13 protein-coding genes are annotated in these 17,280 nt (G+C 46.0%); 5 read left to right on the top strand and 8 right to left on the bottom strand.

The features are described from left to right. Positions 1–48: 48 nt before the first annotated feature. Positions 49–915 carry a DNA polymerase III subunit delta' gene (locus FMS18_RS13645; RefSeq protein ID WP_163295222.1) on the top strand — a complete coding sequence of 289 codons (867 nt, stop codon included), beginning with the start codon at positions 49–51 and terminating at the stop codon, positions 913–915. A gap of 10 nt (positions 916–925) precedes the next feature. Here the strand turns inward: FMS18_RS13645 and FMS18_RS13640 are convergent, their stop codons facing one another. The 6 genes from FMS18_RS13640 to FMS18_RS13615 form a co-directional block, all read right to left on the bottom strand. Continuing rightward, the gene (locus tag FMS18_RS13640; RefSeq protein ID WP_163295221.1) at positions 926–2,410 is read right to left on the bottom strand and encodes a S41 family peptidase; all 1,485 of its coding nucleotides are present in this window, start codon (positions 2,408–2,410) and stop codon (positions 926–928) included. A 178-nt stretch (positions 2,411–2,588) separates the two neighbouring features. After that, on the bottom strand, positions 2,589–3,365 hold the full coding sequence (locus tag FMS18_RS13635) for an ABC transporter substrate-binding protein (protein ID WP_163295220.1): 777 nt from the start codon (positions 3,363–3,365) through the stop codon (positions 2,589–2,591). A gap of 709 nt (positions 3,366–4,074) precedes the next feature. After that, entirely contained in the window at positions 4,075–5,085 is a 1,011-nt protein-coding gene (locus tag FMS18_RS13630) for an alpha-hydroxy-acid oxidizing protein (RefSeq protein WP_203544637.1), read from the bottom strand. 19 nt (positions 5,086–5,104) lie between these two features. After that, entirely contained in the window at positions 5,105–5,902 is a 798-nt protein-coding gene (locus tag FMS18_RS13625) for a sulfite exporter TauE/SafE family protein (RefSeq protein ID WP_163295219.1), read from the bottom strand. A 28-nt stretch (positions 5,903–5,930) separates the two neighbouring features. Then, positions 5,931–6,629, bottom strand: a complete 699-nt coding sequence (locus tag FMS18_RS13620) for a FadR/GntR family transcriptional regulator (protein ID WP_163295218.1) — start codon at positions 6,627–6,629, stop codon at positions 5,931–5,933. Positions 6,630–6,775: 146 nt separating this feature from the next. Continuing rightward, positions 6,776–7,426, bottom strand: coding sequence for a succinate dehydrogenase/fumarate reductase cytochrome b subunit (locus FMS18_RS13615; RefSeq protein ID WP_136672573.1), 651 nt, complete (start codon positions 7,424–7,426; stop codon positions 6,776–6,778). A gap of 333 nt (positions 7,427–7,759) precedes the next feature. Here FMS18_RS13615 and FMS18_RS13610 point away from each other — a divergent pair, with 333 nt between their 5' ends. Continuing rightward, a complete protein-coding gene (locus FMS18_RS13610) occupies positions 7,760–10,597 on the top strand; it encodes a pitrilysin family protein (RefSeq protein ID WP_163295217.1) in 2,838 nt (945 codons plus the stop codon). Between the two features lie 45 nt (positions 10,598–10,642). Here the strand turns inward: FMS18_RS13610 and FMS18_RS13605 are convergent, their stop codons facing one another. Further along, positions 10,643–11,272, bottom strand: a complete 630-nt coding sequence (locus FMS18_RS13605; RefSeq protein ID WP_163295216.1) for a YigZ family protein — start codon at positions 11,270–11,272, stop codon at positions 10,643–10,645. A 186-nt stretch (positions 11,273–11,458) separates the two neighbouring features. On the opposite strand from FMS18_RS13605, the gene FMS18_RS13600 reads away from it, so the two are divergent. The 3 genes from FMS18_RS13600 (at position 11,459) to FMS18_RS13590 (ending at position 15,328) form a co-directional block, all read left to right on the top strand. Beyond that, positions 11,459–11,803, top strand: a complete 345-nt coding sequence (locus FMS18_RS13600; RefSeq protein ID WP_163295215.1) for a DVU0772 family protein — start codon at positions 11,459–11,461, stop codon at positions 11,801–11,803. Positions 11,804–11,952: 149 nt separating this feature from the next. After that, positions 11,953–13,932 carry an ATP-binding protein gene (locus tag FMS18_RS13595; RefSeq protein WP_163295214.1) on the top strand — a complete coding sequence of 660 codons (1,980 nt, stop codon included), beginning with the start codon at positions 11,953–11,955 and terminating at the stop codon, positions 13,930–13,932. A gap of 205 nt (positions 13,933–14,137) precedes the next feature. After that, the gene (locus FMS18_RS13590; RefSeq protein ID WP_163295213.1) at positions 14,138–15,328 is read left to right on the top strand and encodes a PLP-dependent aminotransferase family protein; all 1,191 of its coding nucleotides are present in this window, start codon (positions 14,138–14,140) and stop codon (positions 15,326–15,328) included. An 80-nt stretch (positions 15,329–15,408) separates the two neighbouring features. Here FMS18_RS13590 and FMS18_RS13585 read toward each other — a convergent pair whose 3' ends face one another. Then, the gene (locus FMS18_RS13585) at positions 15,409–17,130 is read right to left on the bottom strand and encodes a bacteriohemerythrin (protein WP_163295212.1); all 1,722 of its coding nucleotides are present in this window, start codon (positions 17,128–17,130) and stop codon (positions 15,409–15,411) included. Positions 17,131–17,280 lie beyond the last annotated feature (150 nt).

Genomic DNA, 17,280 nt, shown 5'->3' with positions numbered 1-17,280 from the left:
AGATCCCATCTTTCAGAATCTTTTATTAGGCTTTGTTGCTGGCACACCATGTTCACATCTATTAAAGAAACTGCTTCGAGGCAGAATCTGGTTCTGCCCAGATTTGCGAAGCTGGCCCAGAAGCCTCCGCAATGTTTGCTGATTGAAGGCGGCAGTGCTGATGAGCGTATGGACATGGCTCGTTACTGGGCTTGCGTGCTGAACTGTGAGAACGGTCAGGACCCGTGCGGAACCTGCCAGTCCTGCCAGCAGATTGCAGATAATGCTTTTAACGATTTTTTACTTATCGATCGTGAAGAAAATGATAGCGGCACCGGACTGAAGCAGGATATTTCCGTAGACTCTATTCGTGAACTTCTCCCGGTCTGGGGACAACCTCCCCATGGCGGCGGCACCCGTGTTACCGTGGTCCGTGAGGCGCAACACCTAAACGGCAACTCTGCCAACGCGCTGCTCAAGACTCTTGAAGAACCCCGCCCCGGTAACGTTTTTGTTCTCACTGCACCGCAGCGTGAGCGACTGCTCGAAACCCTTGTCTCCCGAAGCTGGGTGATTACCCTTGCTTGGCCTACAGATCAGCAGAATTCCCCGGAAGTGGCGCAGTGGGTCAATGCCATGGTCCATTTCTGGCGTTCCGGTCAGGGCTGGTTTGCGCGTACTTCCGCAAAAGGCGCGCTGGATAAAGAAATGGGCTTGCAGGTGGTCATGGGCTGTCAGCGGGAACTCAAGAACGCACTTCTAAATCCCCAATCAACTTCTGCTGCCAACGCCCTTTCAGGGTTATTTGATGCCAAAGGATTGCGCAGGCTCGACCTTGTGCTTGGCAAGGCGCAGGAGTCCCTTAATTACAATGTGAATCCACCTCTGGTGCTGGATTGGGTTTGCACTGCCGCCATGCCGAAGAAGCGGCGGTAGGAATTCAACCTTACAACGAGTTTAGAAAATCTACTGCATAGGCCAGTTCGGTATCAACCCTATTGGCGTAATCTATCATTCTGGCTGATGTCTTTGGGACTCGAACGTCAGGCGTAATTCCGCCAATTCCGTTTTGGCTGTCCAGTTGTACTTCTTTATTTATGTCCAGTGATTGTCCATTGGGAAAACTGATTGTATATCCGAGGGGTATTTTGGCTTCTCCCCCGGTCATTCCAAATGATCCGTTTGTTCCGTAAAAACTTACAATGTAGCCGTTCTCGAGGTTTTGTATGGTCATTGCTACCCCTTCAGCAGAGCTGACGCTGTCCGGGTTTACGATGCCTACTATTGGGCCTCTGAATTGGGGATATTGCGGCATTATGTTCAACGGAAGTCCCCAGCCCAGTATGTAGGTGTCATCAGGACTTGGTAGAAGTATTTCGCGCTGTTCATTGTAGGCATTGTAGATATTCTGGTATTCGTAAAATGTTCTTTCAGAATAAAAAAATCCTGAGATCTTGGCTGCGAGCTCATCTGACCCTCCGCCGTTTGCCCGAAGATCAATGATAATTCCCGGAACATTTCTTCCGGTCAGGAATTCCATTGCCTCTTTGAACTTATCAAAGAGTTGATCAAAAGAAATATCATCGCTTTCCAGCGTGCCGAGCTGTATATAACCGTACCCGCTGGCAAGTACTTCGTATTTGATCGGGTCGGCTTCATCCACGCGGTCCCAAAGCCTTGTCCTGAATTCAACTTCTCCACCGTCATCTGCAGCCGCCAATGCTGGAGTTACAAATGGTCCGGTACCGTCTGCTTTAAAATATGTAACGGTAATATTGGTGCCGACGGGGTCCAAAGCGAGAGCTCTGTATTGTTCGAGAATGGTATGTTCATTTGTTGCTATAGAAGCTGGATTGGGGCGCCATATTGTAGATGCTTGTGATACTGCTGTGGCAATGGGGACGCCATCCCAATGAGTAATTTCGGAGCCGACATCAATTCCGGCGGCATTGGCTGGTCCTCCGGCTTTTACAAAGTTAGCTATAACTTTTCCATCATCTAAACCGATAATTCCGAGACCGTAAGTCCCTTTCGTGTTTGTAGTAATACCATTAATAGCCGTAGAGTTCCAAGTGACATGTCCATCAGGTATTGATCTGGTGTATTCAAGTAAAGCATTAATGTAATTGTCTGCATTTACTGCTGCTTCGGCTGCAACGACTTTTGGGCGGATAGTGTTGTCAAGCGTGTTCCAATTAATACTTTTCCAGTCACTGAATGCATATTGTTTTTGCATTAGCGCGTGAAATGCATCATATGCCTGCGTCCAGCTTAACCCACTGTAATCAGCAGCTTGAGTTTTCACAAAAGGATGATGGTTTGGGGATGTACCGCAACCGGTGTTTCCATTAAATATGAAAATGGAAAGTATGGCGAAAGCTAACGTTGCGTAATTTCTTGAAAAATAAATGTTTTTGAAATGTCCTGACATTTATATCCTGCTGTAGCTATGTGTCTGTTCATCTGAAAGTGAGATTATGTAGCATCTAACGGATATAAATAAAACTTGTATTGTTGCTTGCAATAAAAAAAGAAGCCCTCGTTTTGAAAAAGTTTCAAACGAGGATGATGAATATGTTTTATGTCCTCTGTTTTATATATGGATAACTTTAATCTATTTCGTGTTCGTCTGTCTCATTCATTATTTCATCGATGGCAGTATTTATCTTTTCAATTGTTTCATCTGAAACATTTCTGGAAAAGATTAGGTGACGTGTGTTTCCTTTGGTTATGTCGGCCATGGACATGAAATAGAATTCATCTTCCCGGTAGCTGGACTGCTGGATAATTTTAGAAGTCTCTATTGGTGCCAGAAGGCAAAAATCAATGCTCCCATCATGGAGCATTCTTACAAGTTGTTGAGTTGTACCGGATAATGCGTGGACTGAGTGGGAATGTTTGTCCAGCAAGGTGTCGATATATTTACCCATGGAATGCCCGGCAATATACCCAGTTTTGAATTTATTTTGTTCCAGAAGTTCTTTCAGTGTTTTGTGTCGACTAAATTTTTTATAGTCTTTTTTTCTTAGAAATATACCAATTGGTTTATTTTTGTAGATAGGTTGCGAAAATTTAGCGTATTCTTCGCGATCTTGTGTTTTGAACCATCCAATTGATGCAAAAGACCCCCCTTTTCTGATTGTATGTAATATCCTTTTTGATGGCATACTTTTGTAGGTGCATTCGCATCCTGCTTTATTCATAATTTTTTTGGTAAGATGTAATAAAAAACCATCCGGTTGATGCTGGGCGTTTGTAAAGTAGTAGGGTGGAAGTTCAATATAGCCAATTGTCAGCGGATCAGCATAAGATATCCCGTGCAATAAAAGCAGAATGGATAATACAGATGTTATGTATTTGGTTATGAGGTAAAAAAACTTTTTCATGTCTCTTTCATGCTGGTTTGTAAGACAGGCTCAAACTATCAAGTTTATATGTTTGTGATGCTCTTAATAATGACACATGTGGCGTGTTCTGTCCAACAGATGTCTATAAAAATTGACAAAAAGAAAACCCCGGATGGAACTTAAGTTCCGTCCGGGGGGCTTTAAAACATGTTTTACAGATTGATTGGAACAGTGTCCTAACCACATGTTAACGGTTTGCTTTTAGTATTACCTAAAGTACGCGTTTCAACCAAGATTAGCGGTTGTTTTGATGTTATCTACTACGCGTCTAAACCGATTTAATGGTTGGTTACAAAGTTAAACTTAATCCGTTTTGCCTTAGAAGAGGGGGTCCGTTTTCGCATTTGCCGGGATAACCGGCGATTTCCAATCTCTCCGTGGGCCCGTTGGAGGTCTTAAAAGAACTCTCGCGGTAGGCTCCCCTCGAATTGAGCCTCGCTTAGAGACTCGCTTTTAGAAAGTGATATCAAATCGATTTCACTCCCGTCTTGAGGGTTGGTTGCAAGTTGCGTTTGGAACAACTACCTCTGCCTTTGATTAAAAGATAACTCTGCTAAAGCTGTACGTCAACACCTAAAATATATTTTTTGGGTTACTCAAAAGAAATCAAATAAATTTAACTTGATGAATGGCCAAAAAAATGAGGCAAAACTTCATTTGAAGTTCTGCCTCGCTGGATGTTGGTCCATTAACGGTACAAAACTCTTATATCCACAAAGCTTGCTTTTTCAGTTCCGGTGAGAACCATAGCGGCGGTGAGTTCGGATTTGAGTTGGTCGATATATTTTTCCACACCTTCCTGTAAGCCGCCCATGGTCGCAATGGAGAAGGGGCGTCCGATCATGACCGCATCTGCGCCGAGGGCCAGCATTTTGAGCACATCGCTTCCTGTGCGCACGCCGCCGTCGACCATTACGCAACACTGTCCGGCCACTGCACGGGAGATTTCAAAGAGTACCTCCGCTGTGCCGGGGCAGGAGTCGAGCACGCGCCCGCCGTGGTTGGAAACAACAATTCCCTTGGCTCCGGCGTCAATTGCCATGCGTGCTTCATCCGGGGTCATAATGCCCTTGAGGATGAAGTCCGCATTTACGGATTCGATGATTTCACGCAGTTTACGCATGCATTTGGGGGTGACCGGACGGCCCATTTTTTTGAGGGTGATCAGTCCGGCGGCGTCAATGTCCATGCCGATGATCTTACTTCCGGTTTCTTCAGCTTTTTGGAGTTTTTCGTTTAATTCTTTGTCTTCCCACGGTTTGATGAAGGGAATGCCATGGCCTGCAACATCTTTAATCGCTGCAAATCCGCTTTCATGGATAAAGGGCGGTACGCCGTCTCCGGTACAGCCGATGATGCCTTTATCCTTGCAGCCTTTGAGTTTGTTGGTGACGTAAACCTGTTCGCTTATTTTGCCGCCCATATTGAATTCAACTCCACCGATGGGGGCGGCAATGACCGGGATATCAAGGTCAATGCCCATGATATTCACCGAGGTGTCCGGCTCGCTGAATTCATGGATGGTGCGCATGTTCAGTTTCAGGTCTTCAAGGGCTTTTACATTATTTTTAAAGCTTGCCGCAGTGCCAAGGCCGCCCATACCGGGAACTTCGCCCACGCAGGCTTTGCCGTTACAGACCGGGCATACTTTGCAATAGCCTTTCATCAAATCACGTGCGTTGTCGCGTACTTCTTTCATGTGGATTCTCCTTAAAATACTAAAAAATAGTAATTAACATACGGGTTGCTACGATAATAAGCAGCACTGCGAAAATCTTTTTGAGCTTGTCGACGGGCAGGCTGTGAGCCAGCCGCACACCGATGGGCGCTGTCAGCATACTTGCTGAAACAATCCCGATCAAGGCGGGCAGGTATACATAGCCGAAGCAGTAGGGAGGCAGTCCTTCTACGCCCAGCCCGGTCCAAATATATCCGGCTGTCCCTGCTAATGCGATGGGTAATCCTATGGCCGCAGCTGTGCCGATGGCGGTATGGATGACGATGTTGCACATGGTCAGGAAGGGCACGGAAAGGGTTCCGCCACCGATACCCACAAGGCTGGAAAATATTCCTATCACGCTACCGGCGGTAAACATCCCTTTGGAACCGGGAACCTGTCGCGATGCCTTGGGTTTAAGTCCGAAAAGCATCTGCGAGGCTACGTAGTAGAGGAAAATCACGAAGACGGCCTTCAGAAAATTGGTATTCATGAATGAAGTGGAAAGGGAACCGAGAAATGTTCCTACAATAATTCCCGGTGTGATGGTTTTGAAAATATCCCAGCGCACGGCTCCGCGCTTATTGTGTGAGCGCATGCTGGAGATGGAAGTGAAGATGATGCTCGCAAGGGAGGTTCCCAGTGCGATATGCATCAGGTGAACTTCCGGGATACCCAGCGGGGGCAGGGCGAAGACGAGAATAGGCACAATGACCAGTCCGCCGCCGATACCGAGCAGTCCTGCCAGAATTCCGGCGAAAATACCAAGTACAACGAAAATCAGTAAGGTAGAAAACATCAGTTCTTCCTCTACTTTTAGCTACAGGTTATTCAGGTTGATTACGGCCTGTTGCCGCTTCTTCGACTTCAGCTATGTGCTTGCGCATGGTTTCGCGGGCCATTGCCGGGTCGCGGTTTTCAAATGCTTCGAGGATTTTGAAATGCGCAGCGATGGAAGCCTGCTGTCTTGCGGGCGGTTGCAGAATTTCCGAGCGGCTTTCATCCATTATCTGCTCAAGGGCCTGCATCATTTCCGGGAAAATGGAGTTCCCGGTGGCCTTGGCAATTTCACGGTGCAGCAGGGCATCAAGGTCGCTGCTGTTCTTGCCGCTCTGGGATTTCATCTGCTGGTCGCAGACTATCAATTTTAAGCGGTTGAGTGTTTCATCATTCATTGAAGCAGCTGCCAGCGCGGCAATTTCCGGCTCAATCACTCTTCTGAACTGGAAAATGTCGCTTATTCTTTTTTTCTGGTCGCTGAAAGCGGTGGTGAATGCATCAAAGATGTCAGCGTCCATTTCTGCGAGAATATAGGTTCCATCTCCCCGGCGGCTTTCAACCAGATTTTTTTGTGCAAGAGACTTAATCGCTTCACGTATCGAACTTCTGGAAACCTTGAACCTTTCAGCTAAGGTCCTTTCAGCAGGTAGCTTATCTCCTTTTTTGAGATTGCCCGATTCAATCAGCTCGGCAATCTGCCGGGCCACTGATTGGTGCACTGTTTTTGCAGGATTTGTTGAATCCATAATAGGTCCTACCAATTTTTATTTTTGAACAATTGGTCTGACCAATATCATTGGTTTGAGAATCAGGCAATGGAAAGCGGAACATAAAAAAGCCGTCCACTTCATCAAAGTAGACGGCTTTTCCGCAAAGGGTTGCAGCAGAAAATCTATGTACTGAGAGTCATAAAGCGGGCCAGAGTGGCCAGGCCGATGCAGATGAAGAATACAGCCAGACCGGTGGCAAACTTGTTCAGCCCACCGCGCTGGTAATCCTTGATGAAGCCCCATTTAACCGCAATTCTATAGAGGCCGGCAACAACGTGCATAACCACCAACGGAGCCAGTACAAGGTAAAAGAAAATCCAAGGGCCGGACTGGATACGCTCAGCAGAGCGAGCCGCTGTAATGGGCAAGTCGCTTAGCACAGCCCACATGTGAATAGCACCCATGACCAGAATCAGCATGGCGGAAACCACCTGCACAATCCAAAGCCATGTATCGCGATGCTTGAGCATTTTTGCGTGTTTCCAGATGGTTTTCTGGCCTTCAAGTCTGAAGGGAATCTTGCGCGCTGCAAGGTAGAAATGAAAAAGGAAGAGCAGGAAAAGGAGCGGCCCGCCGATTTGGGCCATGTAGTTTTCCTCGTAAGTATGAGCAATGGTGTCCATGATTGATGGACTGAAAATCACACTTGAAACAAGGCTCATATGCATAAATACAAAAATGATAAGAGCCACCCCTGAAAACATCTGGAGCCAGTCCAGAATAGCGTCACTCTTGCCCCGCTTGACAGGAGCGACAGTAGAGTTGAAAGACATCAGCACCTCCGTTTAATAATTGAAATAAAATACCTCGCAACCGGTATTTTCCGCGCCGCAGATAATGTCCCTCCCCTGTTGTTTTGTCAATCAACTTAAACATTCATTGTTGTAGATAACATCTTGTAATCATGGGGGCGGAAGGCAAGTTTACGTTTTTCGTAATTGTGTTTGTATGAAATGATTTTTGACATCTTTTGTCTTCCTTCCGTTGACCTTGTCGCAACCTGTGTTTAATTTCTTTTTTAGTGTTTATGGGATATTGTTACTCGCCCTCTATTTATACGATAATTTGTACTTCAAACCTGATTGACATACCGGAGTTTAAAAGACATGGTCCCTCAAAAAAATGCGAAGGCCGTTGAGGCCGTTAAAGGATTTGATTTTGAAAAACTATGTATTCTTATGCTTCTTTGCGGGGTGCTGCTGATGAGTGCCGGATGCAAAGTTGAAAAAATAGATGCCAACAAAAAAGAAGATGTGGCTGCCGGAATAATTGAAAAAGAACCCGCAGTTGCTCCTGCTGCTGAGGCTGTCCAGTTCTCTGCTGATTCTGTTGCTGAAAAGGCTGCAACCGCTGAACTTAGCGGTGAGATCAAGAAAGCCTTAGCTTCGGGCGAAGGTCCGCATGTGATCAAACTCAGGAACGGTATGTCTGTTCTGATTAAGGAAGATGATCGCTTTCCGTTGGTTAACGTGCGTCTTTTCGTCCACGCCGGATCTTCTTATGAAGAATCGGAGCAGGCAGGGATCAGCCATTTACTTGAGCATATGGTCTTTAAAGGGACCGAAACCCGCGCTCCCGGTCAGACCGCCCGTGATATTGAGTCCGTGGGCGGTGATATGAATGCCGCTACCAGCTTTGACTACACTGTTTATTATGTGGAAGTCCCTGAGAATGAATGGAAGCTGGGCATGGATATCGTCACTGACATGACTTTCAACGCAAAGATTGATCCCGAAGAACTCAAATCCGAGCGTGAAGTTGTTCTTTCCGAGCTGGAGCGTGGTGAAGATAATCCCGGCAGCAGGATTTTCAAGACCCTGCAATCCATCGTCTGGAAAGATACCAGTTACCAGTGGCCCATCATCGGCTACCGTGACTCGGTAAAAGGAATTTCATCTGAAGATATCCATGCTTATATTGACCGTCTTTATCAGCCGCAGTCCATGCTGCTGACCGTTGTCGGTAAGATTGATCCCGAAGCAGTGGTTAAGGAAGCTGAAAAACTTTGCGGCAGCCGCAAGTCTGTTGCTCCGGTCGTTCCACCTACTGCTTTCCCTGTTCCCGCAACTGGCAAGACCACAGTCAAAGTGGTTCCCGGTAAATGGAATAAGGCGTACATCGGTGCGGCTTTCCCTATTCCCGGTCTTGATTCCGCTAAAATTGCCGGACTTGAAACCATGTGCGAACTTCTCGGCGGCGGTGAAACTTCCCGTCTGTACCGTAAGTTTAAGTATGAAAAACGCATGGTGGACAGCATCTCCGTATCATCCCTGACTCTTGAACGGGCCGGGATGCTTTACGTGTTCGCCACTCTTGATGCGGATAAGGTGGATGAATTCTGGAAAGAGCTTATGATTGAGCTTTCCTCTGTTGACTTTAAAGATTTTACTGACCGTGAAATGGACAGGGTGGTTATCAATCTTGAAGACTCCCTTTTCCTGACCAAGGAAACTCTTTCCGGGCTGGCTTCCAAGCTGGGCTATTTTCAGTTCTTTGAAGATGGACAGCAGGCTGAGGAGAATTATCTTTACGATCTGCGCAACGTTACTAGGGAGCAGTTGCAGCAGCTTTACGATGAATATTTCGATCCTGAAAAGCTGGCCGCCTGCATGCTCATGCCTGAAGGTGTTGAAGTTGATGCGCAGGACTTTGAGAAGGCCGTTGCAGATAACTGGCCCGCAAAGGTCAAAGATGCAGCTCAAGCAGACGCAGCCGGACCGGGTGAAGCAGCAACCATCGAACTCTCAAACGGTAGCAAGCTGGTTTTTATTCCCGATGAAACTTTGCCCTACACAGCTCTTTCCATGTACTGGGTTGGCGGTGACGCGGACCTTACTCCCGAAGAGCAGGGACTTGCAGCAATGGTTTCCCAGAGTCTGACCCGTGGAACTGAAAGTCTGAATGCAACCGAGCTTGAAGATTTTGTTTCCGACCGGGCTGCGTCACTCGGGGCTACTGCCGGGCGTGAGGTTTTTGCCATCAATGCAAAATTTCCGTCTCGCTTTACTGCGGATATCCTGCCGCTCATAAACGAAGTTATCACCAGTCCCCGCTTTGCGGCAGAGGAATTGGATCGGGCAAGACAGGATCAGGTTTCCGCTATCAAGCGCAAGGAAGACCGTCCTTTGGGACTTGCTTTCAGGAATATTTTTCCCTTTCTTTATAAAAACGGCAGCTATTCTTATTTCCATCTCGGTATGCCCGAAACAGTGGAGAAATTCACTCGCGAGGAAATACTTGCATACTGGCAGAAGCAGTCCTCCCGTCCCTTTGTAATTTCCATCTGCGGCGATTATGACCGCGATGCTCTTGCTGCTTTTGCAAAAGAGTTGGATGGCAAGTTGGTTGTGAAGGATACTGCTGTATCTGTCCCTGTACCCAATTGGGGAGGGGAGAAAGATCTGACCATGACCCTGCCGGATCGTAATCAGGCCCACCTGATGGTGATTTTCCCGGTTCCAGGCATGGAAGATGAACAGGCAACCGCAGGGCTTTCTCTGCTTCGGGCCTCTCTCGCAGGGCAGAGCGGGCTTCTTTTCCGTGACCTGCGTGATAAGCAGGGCCTTGGTTACACTGTGACCGCTTTTCTCTGGCAGGCACCCAAGACCGGATTTATGGCTTTCTACATCGGTACCAAGCCGGAACAGCTTGAACAGGCTATGACCGGATTTGAAAATACCGTTAAAATGCTTAAGGCGGAAGATCTGCCGGAAGATGAAATCCTGCGCGCCCGCAACATCCTGCGCGGCGAATACTATCAGGATCACCAGAGTCTGCTTTCCCGCAGTAGGGAGGCAGCCAGCCTGATCGTTAAGGGATTTCAGCCCGATCTGGATCAGAAAATTATCGAGCAGGCGTCAAAAACAGACGCTGCTCAAGTACGACTGTTGATTAATAAATACATCGACTGGGACAATAAATATATTCTGACTGTAAAACCGTAAGGTAAATTAAAAACCCTCACATCATATGATGTGAGGGTTTTTAATTTATCGCCAAATATCTTCCTCTTCCACCAGCAGTTCGGCAGTGCCGTTGGTATCTTCCACAATCCGTTCGCAAAAAGCATCCACCTGATTCGAGGGCATGATCAGTGTAAACATTAAGCTGGCCCCAAAAGATTGCTCTTCAATCTCAGCCCGGTACTCATCAAGCATACGCCGCAGCATGCCTTCCTGCGCATATGAAATTTCAAGACTGAGTATACGCATGGGCACTTTCATTACTACATCAAGTGCTTCCAGCCCTTGCTGCACTGCGCCGGAATAGGCCCGCACGAGACCTCCGGTTCCCAGTTTTATTCCTCCGAAATATCTTGTCACCACCACAGCAATATCGCCGATTCCGCTTCCCTGAAGGACTTGCAGCATGGGCTTGCCTGCTGTTCCCTGCGGTTCACCGTCATCACTCATGCCCATATCCCCGGTCTGGGGCGGCCCGGCTATAAAAGCGGAGCAGTGGTGCCTTGCATCCGGGAATTCTTTTTTGATCTCTGCAATTAATTGTTTTGCCTGATTACGGTCTTGAACTTGACATATATTACATATGAAACGGCTTTTTTTTATTATCTCTTCAGTACGGACCCCTTTTGCGGGGACAGGGTATGCTTGGTTGGTCATGATGAGTTAGTCTTTAATATGATTGGATTTGTTTGTTCATAAATCAATTGATGCCCATTGATACAGTACAGAAATTTAAATTTAAAGGAATTTATGACTTGACTCAGTAATAAGAATTGTTATTATTTAATCAAGGTTGATGGGAAAACAACTAATTTAGATATTTTTAGACGTAAGGAGAGAGTTATGGGAAGCCTTAGAGATTACAAGAATTGGGATATTGATTGGGAAATGACCCCTGAAGATGCTGTAACCCTGTACCTTGAGTGGGGAAACCATCCTTGGGATTCAAAGTTTGCTCCGGTAACTTCCAAGCATGATTATACTAACTATTTCACCGTTTACCTGTGGGACGAAAAGCCGAGGGTGCTGTTTGTCCGCAGGAACTCGGAAGAGGCTCGTGAACTGATGAGCATTGAACTGCCCAAGGACATTGCTGAAAGGTTCAGAAAGTCAGTCGGTGGACTGAAGGGTAATTATCCCGTGAACACCGAAGTAAGAGAATGGATTGAATCACAGATGAATAATTAGTTCCCATCTCCTTATCATCTAACCGCAGGGGGGCAGACTTAGTGTCTGTCCCCCTCATTTATTTTTTATGCGTTTTAATGTCTGATGTGGTATGGTTCTATGTAATTGTTTTTGGCGGCGGATAGCATATTTTGAAGGGAAGGGACCATATGCCTGATATGACAAAGCATCAGGAGCTTGGTGAGCTCCTGCCGGCGATGATTTGCGAGTTTTTACCGGATAGCACTCTTACTTATGTGAATAGGGCATATTGCGAGTATTTCGGTAAAGATGAAGATGAGCTTGTGGGTAATAAATTTTTGGAGTTCCTGCCTGCGGAAGCTGTAGATGCCGTCAGAAGCAGATACCTTACACTTACTCCTGATATCCCGGTTCATACCCATGTGCATGAAGTTGTCAGGGATGGTGAAATCTATTGGCATGAATGGACGAACCGGGCATTTTTTGATGATCAGGGACAGGCGATACGTTTTCAGGCTGTTGGGCAGGATACAACAGAACGCAAGCTCATGGAGGAATTGCTTCAGTCGCGGCTTATGTTGCGCGAATATTCCATCGGTCATAGCGTAGAAGAGATTGTTACCCGCATACTAGAGGAAGTGGAGAAGCTAACCTGTAGCGAGTATGCTTTTTTTCGTTTTGTAGAGTCTGATGAATTTATTCTTGAAGTTGAAGAACAGGTAAAACTGAATTCTTTTCTGCGGGAAAAGCATGAAGTGCATGTGTCAGATTTCTCCCTGCTGGATGATTGGTGTTCAGAATGCTTCCACAGATGTTGCTCTATTTATAATGCTTCAATTGAAGGGAGTGCAGTGTATCACGATTCACGGCATGATTTTGCGCAATACATTTTGATTACTCCTGTTTTGTATCAGGGAAAAATTTTTGCTGTTTTGGGGTTATGCAAAAAAGATCGTGTATTTTTAAAAAATGATAAGGAAGTGATTAATCAGTTGGCAACTACTGCCGTTGATGCTGTCGTTCATAAAATAATGAGTGATGCCCTGTTAAGAAGCAAGGAGCAGGCAGAAGCGGCAAGCAATGTAAAATCTGAATTTCTCGCCAATATGAGTCACGAAATACGAACGCCCATCAACGGAATAATGGGTATGCTTCAACTTTTGAAAACAACTGATCTTGATGCTGAACAGTTGGAGTATACCGACTATGCCTTGAAATCCAGCAGCAGGTTGAGTTCTCTGCTTACGGATATTCTTGATCTTACCATGGTTGAAGCCGGGCAACTTGAACTGCACCCCGCACCTTTTGAAATTTATGAAACTCTGGATTCTGTGCGCCAGCTTTTTATGCAGGAAGCACGGGAAAAAGGTCTAGGCTTGAACTTTAATGTCAATCCGCAGGTGCCAAGTTCGTTAGAGGGTGATTCACTCCGATTACAGCAGGTTCTTATTAATCTTGTAGGTAATGCCTTAAAATTTACCGAGCAGGGCAGGGTTGATGTTGAAGTCTCCTTGGACGAAGATTGCTCAAAAGGGCTTTTGTTTGAAGTCCGGGATACTGGAATCGGGATTTCAGATGATATGCAGGAGAAGCTTTTTGAGCCGTTTATTCAGGCAGACGGCAGTTACAAACGGAGGTTTCAGGGTGCTGGATTGGGATTGTCTATCTGTAAAAGGGTCCTTAATATAATGGGGGGCGAAGTTTCTGTCTCCAGTGCATTGGGGAAAGGGACAGTCTTTTCATTTACAATGCCCTTGACTGCTGAGAAATTAGCTTTATCCACTGAGGAGCGGCAACCTCTGCGGATTCTGATCGCTGATGATGATATGATCAGCAGATTTGCCATTCAGAGGCTGCTTGAAAAGATGGGATATGAAGTTCATATAGCTGAGAATGGGGGGCGTGCGCTAGAGATGCTTGCTGAAAGGGGGTATGTTCTTGCGTTGATAGATATCCAGATGCCAGTGATGGATGGGGTTGAGGTCATCAGGAAAGTCCGTTCTGGTGAACTTGGTGATGGGTTGCGTAGTCTTCCTATTATTGCGATCTCTGCATACGCAATGTCCGGTGATTCTGAAAAATTTAAAAATTCGGGCGCAAATGACTATCTTGCCAAGCCCTTACTGTTTGAAGATTTAGAGAATTCCATTCTGAAGAATCTCACTTGATACTCATTTTTTTTGTACTGTAATAAAAAAAGCATTCTGACACTTGTGTTCTAAATGAAAATCAGTATGCTTCCTTTCATCCCAGCGTTCGCATTTCTTTTTATCCGCAAATACGCAACGAACTGCCGAAATTTCACTGTTCTTTTGCAGTGGCGTAATTCTATATGCTTTTCTTTCGGCATCATATATTCCCAAGGAGGCTCGTATGCCCGTTAAGTTTGCCGACCGCATGTCCACCGTGCACAGGTCATTTATCCGTGAAATTCTGAAAGTAACTGAAGATGCATCCATTATCTCATTTGCCGGAGGTTTACCCAATCCTGAACTGTTTCCAGTGTCCGACCTTGAAGCTGCCGCAGTCAAGGTCATGCGCGAAAGCGGACCGCAGTCCATGCAGTATTCCACTACTGAAGGTTTTTTGCCCTTGCGTCAGTACATTGCTGACCGTTACAGGGAGAAGAAAGGGATTGAAGTTGATGCAGATGAAATTTTGATCACTTCCGGCTCACAGCAGTGTCTTGATCTGCTGGGTAAGGTTTTTCTCAATGCCGATGATAACGTCGTTATTGAACGTCCCGGATACCTCGGGGCTATTCAGTCTTTTTCAGTTTTCCAGTCTAATTTTCTTACTGTCGGGCTTGAGCAGGATGGTCCTGACCTTGGCGAGCTGGAGAGGGTGCTTGATGAAAATGAAGCCAAGATGTTCTATGCGGTAACCAATTTTCAAAATCCGTCCGGACTGACCTACAGTGCTGAAAAACGTCAGGGTGTGGCTGAAATCCTTAAAGGCCGCGATATCCTGTTTGTTGAGGATGATCCTTACGGCGAGCTTCGTTTTATGGGTGATTTTCAGAAACCTGTTGTGCGTGGTTATCTGAAAGATAACGGTATCCTGCTCGGTTCTTTTTCAAAAGTTGCGGCACCGGGATTCCGTCTTGGCTGGATGGTCTGCCCCGGCGAAATGCGTGATAAGCTGATTATTGCCAAGCAGGCTTCTGATCTGCACACCAGCACTTTTGCCCAGCGTGTTATGCATCAGTATGTCAATGATAATCCCTTGGATAATCATATTGAAAAGATTCGCGAACGGTACGGAAACCAGCGTGCAGCCATGGTCCGGGCCATTGAAGATCATTTCCCTGCTGAAGCCAAGGTAACCCGTCCTGAAGGCGGAATGTTTCTTTGGGTGACCCTGCCTGAAGGAATGTCTTCCATGGATCTTTTTGATGAAGCCATCAAGAACAAAGTTGCTTTTGTGCCGGGACGTCCTTTCTATGTGGACGGCAGCGGTGAGAATACTTTCCGCCTTAACTTCTCCAACTCTGATGAAGAACATATTGAAGAGGGCATCAAACGCCTTGGTGAAGGTATTAAGGATTTTATGAGCAAGTCATAGTTTGTAGATAGAATTTGAAAAATGAGAGGCTCTGAAACAGATGTTTCAGGGCCTCTTTTGGTGTCGGTGTATGTTTCCTTTTAATGGTAGCCATGCTCATGCATGAAGTCGGTGTACTTGGCATCCACCACCATGATGTGCTTGATGAGCCAATCCTTGAGGAAGCGGATAAGTTCAGTAGATGCGGTCAGCTTGCCTGCGTCAATTTCATCTTTGAAATCAGCAATTTTTTGAACAAATATTGCGTGCAGTTTTTTGTGTTCTTTAGTTTCAGGATATCTGTGCTTGTCGAATATTTTTTCTTCGTAACCAAAGTGATAAGTGGTGTATTCAAGGAGATCATTAGTGAAATCGGCAATTACATCGATAGATTTACGCTGTCTCATAGCACCGTATAATTCATTAATGAGATCAAGAAGCTTCATGTGGTGTTCGTCAATGGTGCGAACATTGACCGAAAGGTCGTCTGACCATTCAACAATTTTTCCGGAGCTGGTATCTACCACTCTTCCGGATGAAATACCCTGTACTATTGAATCAAGTTCTTCAACTACGCTTGCTATTTCATTAAGAGCATGAGCTGATGCGGACATGCCTTCCGATGTTTCGGAAGCAACCCGTGCCACATCGCTGATGGCCATGTTTATCTCTTCGGAAGCTGCGGATTGTTCTTCGCTTGCTGCGGCGATGGATTCGACCTGAGTGTTGGTTTCGTCAACAATGCCCACAATGGCTTCCATCAGTTCGCCGGACTTTGCTGCGGACTCGGTGGAATTAACGATATCTTCGGCTGCTGATTCAACTGCGGCGATATTCTCGCGGGCGTTATCCTGAATTTTGGATACTGCCTCACCAACGCCTTTGGTTGCGTCCATGGTTTTTTCTGCAAGTTTGCGTACTTCGTCAGCAACAACTGCAAAGCCGCGTCCAGCTTCACCGGCACGAGCCGCTTCGATTGCTGCGTTAAGAGCCAGCAAGTTGGTCTGGTCGGCAATATCAGTAATTACAGTCATAATTTGACCGATGTTGTCAGCCTGTTCACCAAGTGTGCCCATGGTCTCTTTGAGGTTAAGGATGGTTTCCTTGATCTGTTCAAAAGATTGGATGGCTTCGGTAACTCCCTCTGCGCCATGTACTGCATTTTCTTTTGATTGCGCGGAACTGTTTGCGGCAAGACCGGCATTCTGGGCAACCTCAAGAACAGTGCTGTTCATCTCTTCCATTGCGGTGGCTGTTTCAGTTACGCGGTCCCTTTGCAGGTCCATACCGGAGCTTACCTGATTGACCTGTGCGCTGAGTTCTTCGATTCCTGCGAAAAGTTTTCCTGAAATTCCGCCCGCGTTTGATGCTGATTTTGAGATTGCATCAAGAGCTTCTTTTTGTTCTGTCACTTCCTTGTTTGCCCTTTCAACTTCTGATTCTGCCGAATTAATCCGGCTGCGCAAACTTTCTGATTCATCTTTTGCCTTGCGGCACTCTTCAGCCAGCAAATGAACAGCTTCTCCTGCTTTTTTTGCTGTGTCATGTATTTCATCATCAAGATCGGCAGGGATGGACGTTTTCTTTTTGCCTTTGCTCAGGTCGACAAGATAGTTACTGAGAATTTTAAACTGGTCATCCAGTCCTGAATTTAAGGAAATAAATGCCAGCACTGTAGCTGCGAGAGCAATACAGATAATAATTATTTGCGATAGAGAAATGCCTGATTCAGCAGCGGGAAAAAAAGCAGTCATGACAACCGAAGCAACGGCCATCAGGAAAATAACTGCAATGGATAAGGTTAGTTTAAGTTTTACGGGCATGTTTTCTCCTTTTGCGGAAATTTCTTAAGTCCTGTTAATTCTCTATTCTTATAAAATAAAAAAAGATTATTGCGCAAGTGATTAGAACTAAAAAACTCTTTTTCTTTTAGGATAATAACAGTTTCGTTGCTGATTTGTAAAAGAGTATTT

Origin of the sequence: Desulfovibrio sp. JC022, assembly GCF_010470665.1 — a bacterium.
Classification (GTDB): Bacteria; Desulfobacterota; Desulfovibrionia; order Desulfovibrionales; family Desulfovibrionaceae; genus Maridesulfovibrio.
Note: the sequence above shows the minus strand (reverse complement) of the source record. Positions and strands in the feature narration are given on the sequence as shown.